This is a genomic window from Blattabacterium cuenoti (assembly GCF_014251235.1).
Lineage (GTDB): Bacteria > Bacteroidota > Bacteroidia > Flavobacteriales > Blattabacteriaceae > Blattabacterium > Blattabacterium cuenoti_AF.
On the sequence record NZ_CP059181.1, the window covers coordinates 210307 to 230904 of the forward strand.

Genomic DNA, 20598 nt, shown 5'->3' on the forward strand with positions numbered 1-20598 from the left:
ACTATTTATTTGTTCCATTTTATAAGTTCTGAAAACGGTATTTTATTTTCATATATCGCTTTTCCTATAATTACACCATGACAACCTAAGATTTCTAATTTTTTTAAATCCTCTATATTACTTACCCCTCCACTTGCAATAATTTCTATCTCTGGAAATTTATCTATGATTTTCTTATATAGAGAAAAAGAAGGTCCAGAAAGAATTCCATCTTTTTGAATGTCTGTGCAAAAAATTTTTTTTATTCCATGACTTATTTTTTTTTTTAAAAAATCAAAAAATGGAATTTTATATAATTTAGTCCAACCATTGATTGCTATATTATAATTTTTTACATCTACACCAAGAAGTATTTTTTCTCCTCCATAAATTTTAATCCATTTCTTCAAAAGAAGTGGTTTTTTTACAGAAATACTACCAATTGTAGCCATATTACTTCCATTTTCAAATACTGTACGTATATCATCATCTGTATGTATACCACCTCCAAAATCAATAATTAAATTGGTGTTTTTTGCTATATTTTCTAATATTTTCCAGTGAACAACTCTTCCTATTTTTGCTCCATCTAGATCTACTAAATGTAATCTTGAAATTCCATTTTCTTCCAATAAAAAAGCAACGTCTAATGGATTGTTATTATAAATCTTTTTTTTTTTATAATTACCTTGTATTAAACGAACACATTTCCCATCGATAAGATCTATAGCTGCTATAATTTTCATTATTACAATCGAATAAAGTTTTCCAAAATTTTATGTCCTATAAAAGAAGATTTTTCTGGATGAAATTGAACAGCATAAAAATTATTCTTTTGTATAGCAGAACTATATGAAACTATATAATCTGTTTTAGCTATAGTTTCATTTCCCAATGGGGCATAAAATCCATGAACAAAATATTGATAACTTCCATCTGGAATATTATCAAATAAAGGTCCTTTTAATTGATGAATAGAATTCCATCCTATTTGTGGTATCTTTTTATTGTGATTACTCGTTTTAAATTTCTTAACAAATAAATCAAAAACACCTATACATCTAGTATTTCTTTCTTCTGAAAATTTGCATAATAATTGCATACCTAAGCAAATTCCTAAAACAGGTTGTTCTAATTTTGATAAAAGTATATCTATTTTTTTTTCTTTCAAATATTTCATAGCAAAAGAGGCTTCTCCTACTCCAGGTAAAATAATTTTATCTGCATCTTGAATAGATCTTTTTGAATCTGTAACGAAAGCCTCTACTCCTATTCTTTCTAAAGAAAAAAGTATAGATTGTACGTTTCCTGCAGGATATTTTATAATAATTGTTTTCATAATTTTTTTCATTAAACATTAAATAATGTTTACAAAAGACCCTTAGAACTAGGTATTTTTTTAGAATTTATTCTTTTTTTTATAGCCATTTTAAGAGAAATAGAAAAGGCCTTGAAAATAGATTCTATTTTATGATGATCATTTTTTCCAATGGATTTAATATACAGATTACATTTTGCAGAGGAAGAGAAAGATTTAAAAAAATGAATAAACATTTCTGTGGAAACTTGACCTATCTTTTCTCTTATGAATTCGACATTCCAAGATAATTGACTTCTACCACTTATATCCAATGCTACTGTAGATAAACAATCATCCATAGGAAGGATAAAAAAACCATAACGTTCTATTCCTATTTTTGTATCTATTGCTTTATGAAAAGCTTCTCCTAGAGTTATTGCCGTATCTTCTACAGTATGATGTTCATCTACATCAATATCTCCTTTTGCATAAATATTTAAGTCAATAAGACTATGAAAAGACATTTGTTCCAAAAGATGATCTAAAAAACCCAAACCTGTTTTTATTTTTGATTTTCCGTCTCCATATAAATTTATTCCTATTTGAACATTTGTTTCTAACGTTTTTCTCCTGTAATGAATAATTTTTGATTCATTTTTTAATAAAAATTCATAAATATCTTTCCAATTATCCGTCTTAAGTACTAAGATATCTTTTAAGGATAAATTTTCTTCTTCGAAAGAAAGATTTTCATTTATCCATATAGATTTACATCCTATATTTTTAGCTAATAAAATATCTGTCATCCTATCTCCAATAACAAAAGAATGTTTAAGATCATAACAAGAATCAAAATAAGAGGTTAACATACCTATTTCAGGTTTTCTTGTAGAAGACATATCTTCTGGATATGTTTTATCTATATGAACCGAAAAAAATTTTATTCCTTCTGTTCTAAAAACTTTCAATATATGATTATGTATAGGCCAAAAACTTTCTTCAGGAAAGTTATCTGAACCCAAACCATCTTGATTTGTTACCATGACAAAAATATAATCTAATTCATTAGCTATTTTATTTAAAAAAAAGAGAACTCTAGGATAAAAATCAACTTTTTCTATCCTGTCAATTTGATAAGTTGGAGGATTTTCTTTAATCAGTGTTCCATCTCGATCAATAAATAATATTTTTTTCATTCTACTCTAGAATATTTTCTAATTTTATCTATCAAATATTTATTTTCTTTATGAGTTCCTATTGTTATTCTTAAACATTCGTCACATAAAATTAATTTAGAACGATCTCTAACAACAATATTCTTATCTATTAAATATTGATAGAGATTTTTTGCATAAAAAGGAATCTTAACAAGTAAAAAATTAGAAGAACTTGGATAAACCTTCTTTATTATAGAAATCTTCTTTAAAGACTCTTCCATATATTTTCTTTCTGAAAGGATACTTTTTAAATAATAAAAAAAAAGATCTTTGTTTTCAAGAGCTTTAATAGCTATTTTTTGTGAAACTTGATTAATATTATAAGGAGTTTTTACTTTATTCATCCATTGAATAATATTTTCAGAAGTAATGGCTATTCCTATTCTTAACCCAGCCAAACCCCATGATTTAGATAAAGTTTGTAAAACAATTAAATTCGGATATTTTTCTATTTCTACTGAAAAAGATTTTTGATCTGAAAAATCTATATAAGCTTCATCTAATACAACAATTCCCTTAAATTTTTCTATTATATTTTTAATATCTTCTCTTTTGATATTATTTCCTGTAGGATTATTAGGTGAACATATAAAAATAATTTTGCTATATGGATTAATTACTTTTTCTATTTTATTCAAATTTAATTGATATTCATCTTCAATTAAAGTTATTTTCATAACATCAACACCATGAATTCTTCCACTTATTTCATACATACCATAAGTAGGAGGAAAAATAATAGAATGATCTATTTTAGGACGAGAAAAAATACGATATATTAAATCAATAATTTCATCACTTCCATTTCCCAAAAAAATTTTTGAAAAAGGAATATTTTTTACTTCTGATATCTTTTTTTTTAACTCTATTTGTAACGGATCTGGATATCTATTATAAGAATTAGAAAAAGATAAAGGAGCTCCAAAAGAGTTTTCATTAGCATCTAAAAAAATTGAATTTTTATTATTACTTGTATATTCTTCTCTAGCAGATAGATAAGGAGATACATGAAGAATATTATCTCTTACTAAAGAATTTAAATCAAAATTAATAATTTTCTTTCTGTTATCCATATCTTTTTTTTTAAGATTCATTTTTTAATCTAATATTAATAGATCTCTTATGTTCTATTAATCCTTCTGTTGAAGATAAAACTTCTATACACTTTGATAAACTTCTTAATCCTTTTTTAGATAATCTTTGAAATGTTATTTTTTTTATAAAACTGTCTACAGATACTCCACTATAAGATTTTGCATAACCATATGTAGGAAGAATATGATTGGTACCAGTAGCATAATCACCTGCACTAACTGGAGAGTAATTACCCAAAAAAACAGATCCCGCATTTTTAATTTTATTACCCCAGTAGGAAGAATTATGACAATTAATAATTAAATGTTCTGGAGCTACTTGGTTAATAAATTCAATGCTTCTTTCCAAAGTAGAAAAAAAAATAATTCTGCTTTTTTCTAATGATTTTTTAATGATAGAAAATCTATTAGTAATATTTGTTAACTGTCTTTTCAATTCTTTTTTTACTTGATTTATAAAAGATTCATGAATGGATATTAAAAGTATATAACTTTCTGGATCGTGTTCTGATTGAGAAATTAAATCAGAAACCACATATTCTGGATTAGCAGTTTTATCTGCTAAGATAACAATTTCGGAAGGTCCAGCAGGGACATCTATAGAAACAATTCCTTTATTTGCTACAATTTGTTTAGCTAATGTAACGTAAGAATTTCCAGGACCAAATATTTTATAAACGGAAGGAATAGTTTCTGTTCCATAAGCCATAGCTGCTATAGCTTGTGATCCTCCTACTTTATAAATACGATGAATTCCTATATATTTATTTGCTATATATAAAATAGAAGGATGTATTTTTCCACTTTTATTTGGAGGTGTACAAATAATAATATCTTTACATCCACTTAATTTACTTGGAACTCCTAACATTAAAACAGTAGATAATAAAGGAGCTGTCCCTCCAGGTATGTAAAAACCTACTTTTTCAATAGGAACAGTTTTTCTCCAACAAAAAATTCCTGATGAAATCTCTATTTTTGATTCTTTTTGTATTTGATTTTCATGAAAATATTTTATATTATTATATGCTAAATGAATCCCCTCTTTTAATGTATCTGAAATTTGTTGATTGGATTGGGTTATTTCTTCTTCCGTTATTTTAATTTCTTTTAAATTGACATAGTCATACTTTCGTGTATAAGTTTTTAAGGCTAGATCTCCATATTTTTTAACATGATCTATTATAGGAAGAACTATATTAGTTAATTTTGAAATATTTTTTACTTTTCTTTTTATAAAAAATTCCCATATTTTTAATGGTGGATTAAAGTATGTTTTAATATCCATAATTAAATAAAATCTATTTATAGTATAATTTTTTCTATAGGAAGAACCAATATATCTTGAGCTCCAAGCTCTTTTAAATTCTCTATAATACGCCAAAAGTCATTTTCATTTACTACAGAATGAACAGAACTACATTCTGAATTAGCCAAAGGAAGAATCGCTGGACTTTTAATTCCAGGAAGATAAGAAATTATCATATCTAATCTTTCATTAGGTACATTTAGAAGAATGTATTTATTGTTTTTTGCTTTTTTTACTGCTCTAATTCTAAAAAGAAATTTGTCCAAAATCATTTTTTGCAAAGATCCTAAGTACATATGAGAAGCTAATACGGCTTCAGATCGAAGAATAGTTTCTACTTCTTTTAAACCATTCATGAAAAGAGTAGATCCACTGCTAACCAAATCACAAATACAATCGGCTAAACCTATTCCAGGCGCAATTTCTACTGCACCAGATATTTCATGTATATCTGCTTTTATATTTTTTTTTCCAAAAAACTCTTTTACCAAAAAAGGATAACTAGTTGCAATACGTTTTCCATTTAAAAATTTTATATTATTGTATTTAAAAGACTTAGGTACAGCTATAGAAAGACGACATTTTCCAAAACCAAGAGTTTCTTTGATTTGCACTTTTTTTCTTTTTTCTAGAAGAATATTTTTTCCTACGATTCCTATATCTGCTACTCCATCTTCTAAATATTGAGGAATATCGTCATCTCTTAAAAAGAGTATTTCTAATGGAAAATTAAGAGCTGTTGTTTTCAATTTATCTATTCCAATATTAATTTCAATACTGCAATCTTTAAGCAATTTAATAGAATCCTCGTAAAGACGACCTGATTTTTGAATGGCTATTTTTAATTTATTATCCATATTTTTAGGAAAAAAAGAAGAAAAGCTTACAAAAAAAGTAAGCTTTATAATAAAAAACTCTCAGAATTAATAATGCGTTACAGCAAATATAAAAAACTATTTCGAATATTATTGAACCTTTTTTAATCTCTATTTTTTTTCAATTCTTCGATAATATATTTATTATGTAATAAAAATTTTTCTATATGAAAATTATTAGTTACAATATAAATGGAATTAGATCTGGAATAAAGAAAGGTTTACTAAATTGGATAAAAATTTGTAATCCTGATATTTTATGCTTTCAAGAAATAAAAGCTAATCCAGAACAAATTAAAACAAGTTTATTTAATGATCTAGGATATCACCATTTTTGGTTTTCCTCTAAAAAAAAGAAAGGTTACAGTGGAGTTGCTATTCTAAGTAAAGAAAAACCTACTCATATAGAATATGGAATAGGAATAGATTCTATTGATTTAGAAGGTAGAGTTTTACGTATTGATTTAGAAAAAAAATCAGTGATCAGTCTTTATATTCCTTCGGGAAAAATGAGAAAAAATAGATTAGATTTTAAATTTTACTTTATGAACAATTTTCTTTCTTATATCAAAAAAATAAAAAAAGAAAAAGATAAACTTATTATCTGTGGAGATTATAATATTTGTCATAAAAAAATAGATATTCATGATCCTTTAAGAAATAAAGAAATATCCGGTTTTTTACCAGAAGAAAGAATGTGGATGGATCAATTTATAAATTTGGGATTTATAGATAGTTTTAGGAACTACGTAAAGGAATCTAACCATTACAGTTGGTGGAGTTATCGTTTTCATTCTAGAAAAAAAAATAAAGGTTGGAGAATTGATTATGCTATGGTTAGTAAATCCTTAGAAGAAAAGATGAATAATGCTTATTTATTACCTGAAATAAAATATTCTGATCATTGTCCAACTGTTTTAGAAATAAACAATTAATAAAATATATAAGAGAAAATGACCTGACTGGGATTCGAACCCAGGGCCCTTACATTAAAAGTGTAATGCTCTACCAGCTGAGCTATCAGGTCTTTATATAATGATATGCTTAAATATAAGCAAAACAAATATACTATTATAAATTTTATCTTTTTGTGAAAATTACGTTAATTGGATATATGGGAAGTGGAAAAACATCTATTGGTAAAATTTTATCTAAAAAATCAAAATTAAAATTTTATGATTTAGATGAACTTCTTATGCGTGATCAGAAAAAATCTATTTCTAATATTTTTAAAGATAAGGGAGAAAAAGTTTTTAGAAAAATAGAGCATACAATGGTTAAAAATTTTTTAAAAAAACATCATAAATATATTTTTTCTGTCGGAGGAGGAACTCCTTGTTATTACGATAATATGAATCTTCTGAATCTTTTATCAAAAACATTTTATCTAAAAGGGGACGCTGAAACTCTATTTAAAAGATTATATAAAGAGAAAAAAAAGAGGCCTTTGATCTCTCATTTATCTAAAAATGAACTATTTTTGTTTATTAAAAAACATTTATCAGAAAGAGTCTTTTTTTACGAAAAATCTTATAAAGAAATAGAAATTAAAGAAAAATCTAAATATGAAATAGCTCAACAAATTTTTGATTCTTTATAAAAAAAGATATTTTATTATGGAGAAAATAGGAAAAAATGATCTGTTTTTTTTAGAAAAAATTCAAAAAAATTTTTCATTTGAAAAAAAAAAAATTTGTGTTTCTGTAAGTGGAGGAATAGATAGTATGGTTCTTCTTCATTTGCTACTTTTAATTCCTAATACTCTGTTAGAAGTAGCACATTGTAATTTTTCTCTTAGAAATAAAGAATCGGATGAAGATGAAATTTTTGTTCAAAAATTTTGTATGAAAAAAAAAATACTATGTCATATAAAAAAATTTGATACTTTAAAATTTTCTATTAAACATAAATTATCTGTGCAGATGTCTGCTAGAGAACTTAGATATAAATGGTTTGATGAATTATTGAAAAATAATTTATATGATTATTTAGTTTTAGGACATCATTTAAATGATTCTATAGAAACATTTATAATGAATATAATAAGAGGAACAGGAATAAAAGGGTTGTTAGGTATTCCTTTTATAAGGAATAATAAAATTATTCGTCCTCTTTTTAATTTTACTAAAAAAGAGATTATTCATTATGCAAAAATTAAGAAAATAGATTACAGATTAGATAGTAGTAATCTAAAAAATTGTTATTTAAGAAATCAAATTCGAAATTCGACCTCTTATTTTCCAAATTCTTTTTATAAAGGATTTAAAAAAAGTATAAAATTTCTTTATAGAGAAAATTTGTTCATAGAAAAACAAATTTTAAAAATACAAGAATCTATTACAGTAGAAAAGAAAAATAAACCATTTTTCTATTGGAAAATATCTTGTGAAAAGATAAAAAAATTACAACAAAGATCTTTTTTTTTATATAAAATATTTTTTTCCTATGGATTTTTTCATGTAAAAAACCTAATAAATTTTCTTGATTCACAATCTGGAAAAAAACTTCAATCAAAAAAGTATAGTCTGATTAAAAATAGGAATCATTGGCTTTTAGTAAGTAATCTTTTTTTTGAAAAAAAAAATAAAATATATATTATTTCAAACTTAAAATATATAAGTACATTGCCTTTTAAAATAGAATTTTTTTTACTTCCAAAAGAAGAAAAAATAAAAAAAGATATAAAAACATCATTTATTGATTTTGACAAAATTCAATTTCCTTTATTGTTAAGAACATGGAAAAAAGGAGATTTTTTTTTCCCTTTAAATATGAAAGGGAAAAAAAAAATAAGTAAATATTATAAGGATAAAAAAATTTCCATTCTAGAAAAGGAACTAACATGGTTATTAGTAAATGGTAATGGAAATATTATTTTAATATTTGGTCAACGTTTAGATGATAGATATAAGATAACGGATAAAACAAAAAATATTTTAAAAATAAAAATATAATTTTTCTATCCATTTGAATTGGTTTTTTTTTTAATTTTTTACAGAAATAGTTAGTTATTCTATTTATGAAAATATATAATTTCAATGCAGGGCCCTCTATTTTACCAAAAAAAGTAATTAAAAAATCTGCTCAATCCGTGATTAATTATAATCAAACAGGTCTTTCTCTACTTGAAATATCTCATAGAAGCGATGATTTTTTAAATATTTTGGATAAAACAACTGATTTAGTAAAACGTATAATGAATTTAAGTGATGATTATATTATTTTATTTCTTCAAGGAGGTGCTACCTTGCAATTTAGTATGATTCCATATAATTTAATGAAAAAAAGGGCAGCATACTTGGATACAGGAATATGGGCATTTAATGCAATTAAAGAAGCAGAAAATTTTGGAGAAGTAAAAGTTCTTTTTTCTTCAAAAAAAGAAAAATATACGTACATATCTAAAAATTATAAAATACCAAATGAAGCAGACTATTTTCATTGTACATCCAATAATACGATTATAGGAACACAAATGAAAACCTTTCCAAAAACTACTATTCCAATAGTTTGCGATATGTCTTCTGATATTTTTAGTAGAGAATTGAATTTTCGTGAATTTGATTTAATCTATGCTTCAGCTCAAAAAAATATAAGTTCTTCAGGTATGACTATTGTTATAATAAACAAAAAAATTATAGGAAAGATTAAAAGAAGTATACCTTCTTATCTTGATTATAGGATTCACATGAAAAATAATAGAATTTTCAATACTCCAAATGTATTTTCTATTTATACTTCTATGTTGACTTTAGAATGGATAGAAAGTAAGGGCGGTCTTTCATATTTAGAACAAGAGAACGAAAAAAAAGCTAAAATGTTGTATGAAGAAATAGATAGAAATCATTTATTTGAAAATAAAATTGATAAAGAAGATCGTTCTAACATGAACGTTACCTTTTTTTTAAAGAAAAAAGAATTAGAAAAAAAATTTAATAGAATATGGAAAAAAGAAAATATTATAGGTTTGGAAGGACACCGATCTATAGGAGGATATAGAGCTAGTATTTATAATGCTCTTCCATTGAAAAGTGTTCAATTTTTAATTGAAATAATGAGAGAATTTGAAAGAAAAATTTGACTAATAAAAATAAAAAACAAGTAAAAACTATTGAAAATATATTTTTTTCTATAAAAAAATCACTACCAAAAAATATAAAAATTTTAGCTATATCTAAAAATCAGGATATTTCTTCTATAAAAAAACTTTATAAAATAGGACAAAGAGATTTTGGAGAAAATTATATTCAAGAAATGATCCAAAAATATCAAAAATTACCAAAAGACATCCGTTGGCATATGACTGGAATCATTCAAAGTAACAAATTGAAATATATAATTCCTTTTATAAATCTCATTCATAGTGTTCAAAAAATGAAACATATTCAAATTATCAATAAAGAAGCTTCAAAATATAATCGTATAATAAAATGTTTATTGCAGATAAAAATTTGTAAGGATAAAAACAAAACAGGAATTACAAATCAAATAGCTAAAAAAATTTTAGAAGACGAAACTTATAAAAATATGAAATATGTTAAAATTATTGGTTTAATGGGCATATCATCTTTTCAAACTACAGATGAAGAAATTGAAAAAGAGTTTTTTTCTTTGAACCAATTGTATAAAAAATTTAAAAAAAAATATAAACATTATATTCTATCTATGGGAATGAGTAAAGATTATCCCATAGCTATAAAAAATGGATCTAATTGTATCAGATTAGGCGAAATTATTTTTGGTAAAAGAGAAAAAAGAACTACATAAGAATGGTTTCTATATATTCTATAATACTAGATTTTAATCTATTTTTATTGATTGATTGAATGAAAGAACTACCTATTATTCCTCCATTTGCATATTTACAAGCGAAGTCAAAATCATTTTTATTTTGAATTCCGAATCCAATTAATTTAGGAATATTAGATATTCTTTTTATTTTTGTAAAAAAAGTAAAATGCTCTTTTTTAAAAAGAGTATGTTTTCCAGTGATTGAATTAGAAGATACTACATATAAAAAACCATCAGTTATTTTGCTCAAATAAATAATTCTTGACATATCTGTTTTTGGTGTAATTAAAAAAATCATGGATATGAAATATTTTTTGAACATTTTTTCATATTTTTTTACATAAATATCAACAGATAAATCTGGAAAAATTAATCCAGAAACACCAGATTTTTGACTTTCCTTTAAAAATTTTTCTTCTCCAAATTTATAAAATTGATTGTAATATCCCATAAGAATAATAGGAGTTCTTATTTTTTTCTTTATTTTTTCTATTATTGAGAATAAAAGAGAAATATTCATTCCATTTTTTAATGCTATTCTGCTGCTATTTTGAATAACAACTCCATCAGATAATGGATCTGAATAAGGAAGACCTATTTCAATTAAATCTACAGGAGTAGATTGTAAAACGTGAAGTATTTCTTCCATACTATTAAGTGTAGGATAACCTGCAGTAAAATAAACACAGAATATTCTTCTTTTCTTTGATTGAAATAATTTATGTATTTGGTTCATCTTTTTTGAAAAAATCATTATAAACTTTAATATCTTTGTCTCCCCTTCCAGATAAATTAACAATAACAATCTCATTAATTTTAAAATCTATCTTATTCAATACAGCTAATGCATGTGCACTTTCTAATGCAGGTAAAATTCCTTCTAATTGGATCAATTCATAACCGGCATTTAAAGCTTCTTCGTCTGTAGAGTGTAAAAATTTTACACGTTTCTGAAAAAATAGATTAGCATGCATAGGTCCTATTCCAGGATAATCCAAACCAGCAGATATAGAATGAGTAGGTAAAATTTGACCATATTCATCTTGTAAGAAGATAGTCATAGAACCATGTAATATTCCTTTAGATCCACAATGTATAGAAGCCGAGTTCTTTTTTGTATTAATTCCTAATCCAGAAGCTTCTACAGCGATCAAATTAACTTTTTTTTGATCTAGAAAATGATAAAAAGAACCTGCAGCATTACTTCCACCTCCAATGCAAGCAATAACATAATCTGGATATAATCGACCTTCTTTCTCTTCTAATTGTGTTTTTATTTCTTTACTTATAATTGATTGAAAATCAGCAACCATTTGAGGATAAGGATGAGGACCTACAGTTGACCCCATTAAATAATAACTTTCCGAATGATTTATCCAAAAACGAATAGCTTCATTGATTGCATCTTTTAATGTCATTTCTCCGCTAGAAACAGGTTTAATCCTAGCTCCAAGAGATTTCATTCTAAGAACATTAGAATATTGACGATTCATATCTTTTTTACCCATAAATATGAAACATTCTAAATTCATCAAAGCACAAACAGTTGCCGTAGCAACTCCATGTTGTCCTGCTCCAGTTTCAGCTATAATCTTTTTCTTTCCAAGTTTTTTAGCTAACAAGGCTTGTCCTATTGTATTATTTATTTTATGTGATCCAGTATGATTTAAATCTTCTCTTTTCAGATAAATTTTTGCATGATATTTGTCTGAATATTTTTTACAAAAAAATAAAGGAGTAGGTCTTCCTACATAATTTTTCATTAAATTATCATACAATTTTTTAAATTGTACACTTTCTATTATCTCTTTATAATTATCTTGCAATTCCTTAAGGTTGTTATATAGCATTTCAGGAATAAAAGAGCCTCCAAACATTCCATAGTATCCATTTTTATCCACGAAGTATTTCATAGTTTTTCTTTTATTTCTCTAATAAAATTATTGAGAGATATTTTGTTTTTTTTTCCTGGTTTTATTTCGAATCTACTATTAACATCTATTCCAAACATCTTAGAGTTTGAATAAAAAAATTTTTTAATTTTTTCTAAATCTTCTATTCCTATACCTCCACTTAAAAAAAAAGGAACATCCAAGTTATATTCATATAGTCTTTTCCAACAAAATTTTTTTCCACTTCCTCCATAAAATAATGGAATCCTAGTATCAAATAGAAAATAATTACATAAGGAGATATAATCTTGAATTCTATTAAAAGAAAAAGTTTTATCTATATGAAATGTTTTTATTATCTTCAATCCTTTTTTTAATATTTTTTCACAATAAAAAGGAGTTTCATTACCATGAAGTTGAACAAAATCTAATTTTTTATCTTTGCTAATTTTTAACAAATTATCTTCTGTTTCATTTACAAAGACTCCAGTTTTTAATATACCTTTTTTTAATTTTGGTAGAAAAAAATTAGATCCTACAAATCTAGGAGATTTTGGATAAAAAATAAAACCCATAAAATCAGGATCTAAAGAAGATATATCTTTTATATCATATTTTATTCCGCATATCTTTATTTTTAATAATCTATTTTTCATAATTTTTTAAGGTCTCTATCATATTTTTACAAGTATTTCCAGGATCTTTAGTTTTCATAAAAAACTCTCCTATAAGAAAACCGGAAAAACCTCTATTTTTTAAATAGAGTATATCCTGAATATTGTTTATTCCACTTTCTGCTATTTTTAAATAGTTATTAGGTAATTTTGAAATTAATTTTAAACAATTTTTTGAATCAACAATAAAATTATGTAAGTTACGATTGTTAATTCCTATAATATCGATATGATCAGTCAATTTATCCATTTCCTTTTCCCTGTTAAGTTCTAAAATAATTTCTAACCCTATGCTTTTTGCTAAAAAAGAAAAATCTCGAATTTTTTTTTTAGATAAAATATCTGCTATTAATAATATAACATCAGATCCTATAGATTTAGATTCTATAATTTGATATTCGTCAATTATAAAATCTTTTCTTAATACAGGGATAGTTACAATTGAACATGTTTTTATTAAATCTTCTTTTCTACCGGAAAAGAAAGAAAAATCAGTTAGTATAGATAAACCAATAGCACCCGCTTTTTCATAATCTTTAACTACTTTTTCTATGAATACATCCTTATTAAGCATACCTTTAGAAGGTGATTTTCGTTTGAATTCTGCAATAATACCAATATTATTTTTTCTTAAATTTTTTACTATAGAAGAAGTTTTTTTTTGAAAAAGAGAACTGCTTTCTAATTTTTTTATAGAAAAAAATTCTTTATTCTTAGAAACTTCTTTCTTTTTTTTCAATATGATTTGATCAAGAAAATTCATAATTCTAATAGTTTTTTAAGAATATTTTTTGCTTTTCCACTTTTTAAAGAAAATTTAGCTTTCTCATAATTAGTTTCTAAACTATCTTTATTTATAAGACTTAAAGCAAATGTAGCATTTGTTAATACTACTTCATTTTGAGCTTCACTTCCTTTTCCAGATAAAATATTCATGAATATTTGTGTATTTTCTTCCGTATTTTTTCCTCCTTTTAACTCTTTAGGATGTATTTTTCTTTTTCCCAATTCCTCTATAGTATAAAATTTTTCACCTATAGTAGAATAACATTTAATATCGCTAGTTAACGTTATTTCGTCATAACCATCTAAACTATGAATAATGGCGTAGTTATTATTTGTGTTTTGATAAACATAGTAATACATTCTTGCTAATTCTAAATTATTAACTCCTAATAATTGATTTTTAGGTATCCCTGGGTTTAATAAAGGCCCAAGAATATTAAATAAAGTCCTTATTCCTAATTCTTTTCTTGTATCAGATACAATATTTAATACCGGATGAAATAAAGGGGCATGTAAATAGCAAAAACCTACTTTATCCAATTGTTTTCTTAATTTATCTTCTTTACTTGTAAAAATATAACCCAATCTATTTAAAATATTAGAAGATCCCGTAGAAGATGAAAAACCAAAATTACCATGTTTTATTACTTTCTCTCCAGTACCTGCAACAATAAAACATGCTAAAGTAGAAATATTAAAAGTATTTTTTCCATCTCCTCCTGTTCCAACAATATCAACAGAATGAAAATCTGTTAGATCTATTGGAACACATAATTCCATTAAAGCATGTTGAAAACCAATTATTTCTTCTATAGTAGGATTTCTCATGTTATAAATAGTAACCATAGCTATTACTTGAGAATGTTTAATTTTTCCTTTATATAAATTATATATGATGTTTTTTGCTTCTTCTTTTGTAAGTGTTTTCTCTAATAACAGATGATTCAATATTTTTTTCATAATTTTATAATTTCAACCAATTACCTATAATTTTTTCTCCATATGGAGTTAAAATAGATTCTGGATGAAATTGAACGCCTCGTACATCATATAGTTTATGACGTAATGCCATAATTTCACCTTTATTTCCTATTGCAGTAATTTGAAGATCCTTCGGAAAATTTTGATTAGATATAATCCAAGAATGATAACGTCCAACCTCTATCTCTCTGGGTATTTTTTTAAAAATAGTTTCTTTTTTATCTACGATTTTTATTAAGCTAGATAATCCATGGTATACTTTTTTTGTATTTAAAAGAGTAGCTCCAAAAACTTCTCCTATAGCTTGTAAACCTAAACAAACTCCAAAAATACTTTTGGTAGAAGCGTATTTTTTAACTAGAGGTTTTAAAATATGAGCTTCATCAGGTATACCTGGTCCAGGTGAGAGAATTATTTTATTGTATTTCTCTATATCAGAAAGTTTAATCTCATTATTTCTATAAACTTTAACAGATTTTTTTGTTAATTTTTTTACTGCATGAACAAGATTGTATGTGAAAGAATCATAATTATCTATTATTAATATTTTTTTATTTTTCATACTTCCTTCATATATTTTGAGAATAATCTATAGCATTAAATAATGCCATAAGTTTGTTATTAACTTCTTCTAATTCTTTTTCTCTATTAGAATAAGAAACAACTCCAGCTCCAGCCTGAAAAAAAAGAATATTATTTTTACTAATAAAAGAACGAATAACAATAGCCGTATTAATATTATAATTTTTTAATCCAAAAAAACCAATAGCTCCTCCATATATTCCTCTATTTTGATTTTCTATTTGATCTATCAATTTCATGGCTTTGTATTTTGGAGCCCCTGATAGGGTTCCTGCAGGAAAGGTATCTCCAAATACCTTTATAATAGATGTCTTTTCTCCCAATTTACCGGAAACTTTAGATACCATATGTAAAACATGAGAGAAACTTTGTATGTTTTTAAAATTTTCAACTTTAACATGAGAAGCATTTTTACTTAAATCATTTCTTGCTAAATCAACTAACATTACATGTTCCGCATTCTCTTTAGGATCCTTTGAAAGAATTTTAGATGATTCTATATCTTTTTTTTTATCTCCTGATCTTCCTATAGTTCCTGCTATTGGATAAAGATAAGCTGTTTTGTTCTCTATTATTAATTGTGATTCCGGAGATGAACCAAAAATTTTATAATTACCATAATCAAAATAAAATAAATATGGTGAAGGATTAATGAATCGTAAAGCACGATATACATTAAATTCATCTCCTTTAAATTTTTGTTGAAATTGTCTGGATAATACTATTTGAAATACATCTCCACGAAAACATGCATCTATTCCTTCCTTAACCATATTTTTATATTCTTTATCTGAAATATTGGATGTTATCTTTTCTAAAGATTTAAAAGAAAAAAAGGAAATATTTTTTTTCTTAATTAAATCAATTAATTGATTTACAGGTAATTTATTTTCTAAATTGGAAAATTTGTGTTCTATTAAATAAATTTCATTATAAAGTGGATGAAATATTATTAAATTTCCATAAAACCCAAACCTAATTTGTGGTAAATCATAGTATTCTTTAATAGGTGCATATAATTTAATTTTTTCAAAATATTGAATACTATCATAAGATACATATCCATAAAAACCAGAATAAGAAATAGATGAATTTTCACTTTTAAATTTTGCAAAAAAATCATCAATTAGAACTTGTATATTCGATTTTTCATTGATAAAAATATGTTTGTGAACAAAATTTGGATATGATATACGTACTACATTTTTATCTACAATAAATTCAGATATAGGATTAACACAAAGAATAGAATAATTTTTATGAATTTTATAATCAGATATTTCTAACAATAAAGTTTTTGGAAAACGATCTCTTAATTTTAAATATAATTCTACTGGAGTAGTATTATCAGCCAATATTTTTTTTTGAATAGTTTTAAAACTAAATTTGAACATGACTTTATAATATTGTTTTTGACACGATAAAAAAATGTCATTTTAGGAAATGATTTCTTTTCTTATCTTAATTTCTAAGAAATAAAAGAAAAAACCTCCTAGCATATAAAAGTAAATAACTAATATTTTTGAAGTTATTATTAATATGGATTTTTTGTGATAGAGAAAAGACTATATTTTCCCAATTCTTCAAAGTTATGTAATTTTTTTTGATAAAAAAATTGTTATTTTTAACAATTCTTTTTTATTTTTTTATATTAATTTTTTGGTTTAATTAATAAATATTTCAATTATTTTTTTTCTAGAAAAATTTTTTATTTTGTAAATAAAAATGATAAAAAAAATATCATTTTATTCTTTGTTTTTTTTCACTTTTATTTTTTCTTTATCCTCAAAAGAAATAGAGAGAAAGATAGAAGAAAAAGAAAAAAGGAAAAAAAAAATTGTTCAGTACATAGAAAAATATGCAATTCTTGCTATTGAAGAAATGGAAAAATATGGTATTCCTGCAAGTGTTAAATTAGCACAAGCTATTATAGAATCATCAAACGGAAGTAGTATATTATCCAATAAAACAAATAATCATTTTGGAATAAAGTGTGGAAAAAATTGGATAGGAAAAGTATATCATCATGATGATGATCTTCCTCAAGAATGTTTTAGAAAATATCCTTCAGTAGAAGAATCTTTCAATGATCATTCAATTTTTTTGAAAAAATCACAACGATATTCCAAATTATTCTTTCTTAAGAAAAGGGATTATAAAGCTTGGGCTATTGGTCTAAAAAAAGCTGGATACGCTACTTCATTAAAGTATAGTGATCAAATAATTAACCAAATAGAAAAATATATGTTATGGTTATTAGACAGTGAAACCTCTTCTAGTTTTAGAATGGATAAATATTTAAGAGAAACAAAAAAACAAAAAAATGTTATTATAAATTTATTTTTTCGTATTTCTCTTTTTTACAAAATTTTTATTTATTTTATTTAAATAACGATACAGATCAAATATATATCCTTAATTAATTAGGAATTAAAAGAAGATAAGAAATAATGGATCAAAATAATTTAAAGTACAGTAAGAATCATGAATGGATAGGAATATTAGAATTAGAAAATGAATTGGCCTATGTTGGAATTACTTACTTTGCTCAAAAAGAATTAGGTGATATTATTTATTTGGATATAGATGAAAATATTATAGGAACAAAAATAAAAGGAGGAAATGTTTTTGGAACAATAGAAGCAGTTAAAACTGTATCAGATTTATTTATGCCTATTTCTGGAAAAATACTTGAAACTAATAAAAAATTAATTTCTAAACCAGAAAATATTCATGCGAATTCTTATGATGAAGGTTGGATTATTAAAATAAAAGTATTGTATAGAAAAGAATACGATTTACTAATGTCTTTTACAGAATACAAGGATTATATAGGAGAAGAGAATAAAAAATAAATGGAAAAAATAGAAAATTTCGATTTTCTTAATGATGAAAAAATAGCAGAAAAAATAATCGATTTTAAAGATGAAAAAACAACTTTTGTTCGTTTCCTACTTCCTTCTATTCATTGTAGTGGATGTATTTCTGTTTTAGAAAATCTATCTAATATCCATAAGGATATTCTTGAATCTAGTATAGATTTTCCTAATAAAAAAATAAAAATAGTATTCAATCATCTTTCTTTGAAATTAAGCAATGTAGCTTCTATTCTTGAAAAAATAGGTTATAAACCCTCCATTAATTTTGATCTTTTAGAAAAAAAAGAAAATAGAACAAGAACATTTAATAAAAAATTAATAGGAAAATTAGCTATTTCTTTTTTTTGTTTTGGAAACATTATGTTACTTGCTCTTCCTGAATATATAGGAGCTTATGAGGAAGATATTTGGTTTTTAGAACATCGAAATTTTTTTCGATTTTTAATGTTAATACTTTCTATTCCTATTATTTTACTTTCATTTATAGATTATATAAAACCAGCCATACTTGGATTAAAAAAACATGTTTTTAATATAGATATTCCTATTTCCATAGGAATTTTTGTTCTTTTTTTTTGGAGCCTTTATGAGGTCTTACTAGATTATAGTTCTGGATATTTTGATAGTCTATCCGGTTTTTATTTTTTCTTACTTATTAGTAAAATATTTCAGATCCATACTCATAGTAAAATTTTATCATTTAACAATGATTATAAATCTTTTTATCCTATTTATGTTTCTAAAATTGGAAATAATAGAAAAGAAAAAAAAATTCTCCTTTCTTCTTTAAAAATCGGAGATATAATTATAATCAGAAATGAAGAAATTATACCTGTTGATTCTATTTTAACAAAAGGACTAGCTTTATTAGACTGTAGTTTTATAACAGGAGAATCTGTTTTAGTTAAAAAGAAAAAAGGAGAACGTGTTTATTCTGGATCTAAACATAAAGGAGAAATTATTTATTTAAGAGTCGTAAAAAATTTGGATAACAGTTATTTAAGTTTCTTATGGAAGAATAAAAAATGTATTGATAAAAAATCGTTTCATTTAAATTCCTTATCAACTAAATTTAGTAAAGGTTTTACTCCAATTATATTAACAATTTCTATCGTAACAGGAATATATTGGTCTTTTGTTAATTTATCGAAAGTTTTTCAAACTACTTTTTCTGTTTTGATTGTAACTTGTCCTTGTGCTTTAGTTCTTTCTTCTCCATTTATATTTGGAAATATTATACGATTTTTCTCCAGAAAAGGATTTTATGTTAAAGATGCTTCAACAATAGAAAAAATGTCTACTATAAGTACCATAATTTTTGACAAAACAGGAACCATAACAGATCCAGAAAAAGAAAAAATTTTTTTTATAGGAAAAAGACTTAGACATAAGGAAAAAAAAATCACAGCTTCTTTGTTAAGAAATTCTAATCATCCCTTAAGTAAAAAACTATTTACAGAATTATCTATAAAAAACTTTTATTCTGTAAATAATTTTAAAGAGATCCTTGGTAATGGGATGCAAGGAATAATTGAAAATGTTTTTGTTAAAATTGGATCTATGAAATATTTAGGAGTTTCTTCGATTAATAAGTTAAAAGAAACAACAGTAGGACTTTTATTCAATGATCAATTCATAGGTTATTTTAAATTCCGAAATTTTTATCGTAAAAAAGTAGAAAAAATGTTTCTAAATATAAAGAAATATAAGATAATTATCCTATCAGGAGATTCTAATGAGTCAGAAAGAAAATATTTAAAATCAATTTTACCAGAATCAAGCGTAATTTTTTTTAATCAAAGTCCAGAAGAAAAATTTAATTATATAAAAAAAATACAGAAAAGTGGAGAAAAAGTTATGATGATTGGAGATGGAATTAATGATTGTTTAGCTCTCAATCAAAGTGAAATAGGCGTTGCTACTTCAGATAATCCAACTAGTTTTTTTCCAAGTTGTGATGCTTTCATTCAATCTGATTTTTTAGATAAAATTTTTTTATTTCTTAAAATATCTAAAATATCCACTAAATTAGTCATAACTAATTTTATTATTAGTTTAATATATAATTTTATAGGAATTATATATTCTTCTACTGGTCATTTAAAACCTTTTATAGCCGCTATTTTAATGCCTTTAAGTTCTTTATCTGTTATACTATTTTCTATTTTTTCTACTTGGATAGTTTCACGTAGATTTTTATCTTAGATAAAAATTGATAAATTAGAAATAAAAACGATGG

21 protein-coding genes and 1 tRNA gene are annotated in these 20598 nt (G+C 24.4%); 8 read left to right on the forward strand and 14 right to left on the reverse strand.

Annotation, left to right across the window (positions count from 1 at the left end; all coding sequences use genetic code 11):
- Nucleotides 1–5: 5 nt before the first annotated feature.
- The 6 genes from hisA to hisG are packed head-to-tail and all read right to left on the reverse strand — an operon-like array spanning nt 6 to nt 5756.
- Nucleotides 6–725, reverse strand: coding sequence for a 1-(5-phosphoribosyl)-5-[(5-phosphoribosylamino)methylideneamino]imidazole-4-carboxamide isomerase (hisA, locus tag H0H78_RS00965; protein ID WP_185851151.1), 720 nt, complete (start codon nt 723–725; stop codon nt 6–8).
- A gap of 2 nt (nt 726–727) precedes the next feature.
- Entirely contained in the window at nt 728–1318 is a 591-nt protein-coding gene (gene hisH / locus H0H78_RS00970; RefSeq protein ID WP_185851152.1) for an imidazole glycerol phosphate synthase subunit HisH, read from the reverse strand.
- A gap of 29 nt (nt 1319–1347) precedes the next feature.
- Nucleotides 1348–2475 (reverse strand): bifunctional histidinol-phosphatase/imidazoleglycerol-phosphate dehydratase HisB, encoded by a 1128-nt coding sequence (gene hisB / locus H0H78_RS00975; protein WP_185851153.1) that lies wholly within the window; start codon nt 2473–2475, stop codon nt 1348–1350.
- Nucleotides 2472–3590, reverse strand: coding sequence for a histidinol-phosphate transaminase (gene hisC, locus H0H78_RS00980; protein ID WP_185851154.1), 1119 nt, complete (start codon nt 3588–3590; stop codon nt 2472–2474). Before hisC ends, hisB begins: the two co-directional genes overlap by 4 nt.
- Nucleotides 3580–4878 (reverse strand): histidinol dehydrogenase, encoded by a 1299-nt coding sequence (hisD, locus tag H0H78_RS00985; protein ID WP_185851264.1) that lies wholly within the window; start codon nt 4876–4878, stop codon nt 3580–3582. The genes hisC and hisD overlap by 11 nt, the downstream gene beginning before the upstream one ends.
- A gap of 17 nt (nt 4879–4895) precedes the next feature.
- Nucleotides 4896–5756, reverse strand: coding sequence for an ATP phosphoribosyltransferase (gene hisG / locus H0H78_RS00990; RefSeq protein ID WP_185851155.1), 861 nt, complete (start codon nt 5754–5756; stop codon nt 4896–4898).
- Between the two features lie 185 nt (nt 5757–5941).
- Between hisG and H0H78_RS00995 the strand changes: the two genes are divergently transcribed.
- A complete protein-coding gene (locus H0H78_RS00995; protein ID WP_185851156.1) occupies nt 5942–6709 on the forward strand; it encodes an exodeoxyribonuclease III in 768 nt (255 codons plus the stop codon).
- A gap of 19 nt (nt 6710–6728) precedes the next feature.
- On the opposite strand, the gene H0H78_RS01000 is transcribed toward H0H78_RS00995, so the two are convergent.
- A tRNA-Lys gene (locus tag H0H78_RS01000) sits at nt 6729–6801 on the reverse strand.
- 63 nt (nt 6802–6864) lie between these two features.
- On the opposite strand from H0H78_RS01000, the gene H0H78_RS01005 reads away from it, so the two are divergent.
- From H0H78_RS01005 to H0H78_RS01020, 4 genes are all read left to right on the forward strand, one after another.
- On the forward strand, nt 6865–7374 hold the full coding sequence (locus H0H78_RS01005) for a shikimate kinase (protein WP_185851157.1): 510 nt from the start codon (nt 6865–6867) through the stop codon (nt 7372–7374).
- A 16-nt stretch (nt 7375–7390) separates the two neighbouring features.
- The gene (gene tilS / locus H0H78_RS01010; protein ID WP_185851158.1) at nt 7391–8728 is read left to right on the forward strand and encodes a tRNA lysidine(34) synthetase TilS; all 1338 of its coding nucleotides are present in this window, start codon (nt 7391–7393) and stop codon (nt 8726–8728) included.
- Between the two features lie 65 nt (nt 8729–8793).
- Complete coding sequence (gene serC, locus H0H78_RS01015; protein ID WP_185851159.1) at nt 8794–9855, forward strand: 3-phosphoserine/phosphohydroxythreonine transaminase; 1062 nt, start codon at nt 8794–8796, stop codon at nt 9853–9855.
- The gene (locus H0H78_RS01020) at nt 9852–10541 is read left to right on the forward strand and encodes a YggS family pyridoxal phosphate-dependent enzyme (protein WP_185851160.1); all 690 of its coding nucleotides are present in this window, start codon (nt 9852–9854) and stop codon (nt 10539–10541) included. The genes serC and H0H78_RS01020 overlap by 4 nt, the downstream gene beginning before the upstream one ends.
- Here the strand turns inward: H0H78_RS01020 and trpA are convergent.
- The 7 genes from trpA to H0H78_RS01055 are packed head-to-tail and all read right to left on the reverse strand — an operon-like array spanning nt 10534 to nt 16874.
- Nucleotides 10534–11301, reverse strand: coding sequence for a tryptophan synthase subunit alpha (gene trpA / locus H0H78_RS01025; RefSeq protein WP_185851161.1), 768 nt, complete (start codon nt 11299–11301; stop codon nt 10534–10536). The genes H0H78_RS01020 and trpA overlap by 8 nt on opposite strands.
- Entirely contained in the window at nt 11285–12478 is a 1194-nt protein-coding gene (trpB, locus tag H0H78_RS01030) for a tryptophan synthase subunit beta (protein ID WP_185851162.1), read from the reverse strand. Before trpB ends, trpA begins: the two co-directional genes overlap by 17 nt.
- The gene (gene trpF / locus H0H78_RS01035) at nt 12475–13113 is read right to left on the reverse strand and encodes a phosphoribosylanthranilate isomerase (RefSeq protein WP_185851163.1); all 639 of its coding nucleotides are present in this window, start codon (nt 13111–13113) and stop codon (nt 12475–12477) included. The genes trpB and trpF overlap by 4 nt, the downstream gene beginning before the upstream one ends.
- Nucleotides 13103–13894 (reverse strand): indole-3-glycerol phosphate synthase TrpC, encoded by a 792-nt coding sequence (gene trpC / locus H0H78_RS01040; protein WP_185851164.1) that lies wholly within the window; start codon nt 13892–13894, stop codon nt 13103–13105. Before trpC ends, trpF begins: the two co-directional genes overlap by 11 nt.
- A complete protein-coding gene (trpD, locus tag H0H78_RS01045) occupies nt 13891–14877 on the reverse strand; it encodes an anthranilate phosphoribosyltransferase (RefSeq protein ID WP_185851165.1) in 987 nt (328 codons plus the stop codon). The genes trpC and trpD overlap by 4 nt, the downstream gene beginning before the upstream one ends.
- A gap of 4 nt (nt 14878–14881) precedes the next feature.
- Entirely contained in the window at nt 14882–15460 is a 579-nt protein-coding gene (locus tag H0H78_RS01050) for an anthranilate synthase component II (protein WP_185851166.1), read from the reverse strand.
- Between the two features lie 7 nt (nt 15461–15467).
- Nucleotides 15468–16874 carry an anthranilate synthase component I family protein gene (locus H0H78_RS01055; RefSeq protein WP_185851167.1) on the reverse strand — a complete coding sequence of 469 codons (1407 nt, stop codon included), beginning with the start codon at nt 16872–16874 and terminating at the stop codon, nt 15468–15470.
- Between the two features lie 331 nt (nt 16875–17205).
- On the opposite strand from H0H78_RS01055, the gene H0H78_RS01060 reads away from it, so the two are divergent.
- The 3 genes from H0H78_RS01060 (at nt 17206) to H0H78_RS01070 (ending at nt 20564) form a co-directional block, all read left to right on the forward strand.
- Nucleotides 17206–17868, forward strand: a complete 663-nt coding sequence (locus tag H0H78_RS01060; protein WP_185851168.1) for a glycoside hydrolase family 73 protein — start codon at nt 17206–17208, stop codon at nt 17866–17868.
- Nucleotides 17869–17930: 62 nt separating this feature from the next.
- Complete coding sequence (locus tag H0H78_RS01065) at nt 17931–18335, forward strand: glycine cleavage system protein H (RefSeq protein WP_185851169.1); 405 nt, start codon at nt 17931–17933, stop codon at nt 18333–18335.
- Nucleotides 18336–20564 carry a heavy metal translocating P-type ATPase gene (locus tag H0H78_RS01070; protein ID WP_185851170.1) on the forward strand — a complete coding sequence of 743 codons (2229 nt, stop codon included), beginning with the start codon at nt 18336–18338 and terminating at the stop codon, nt 20562–20564.
- Nucleotides 20565–20598: the final 34 nt, after the last annotated feature.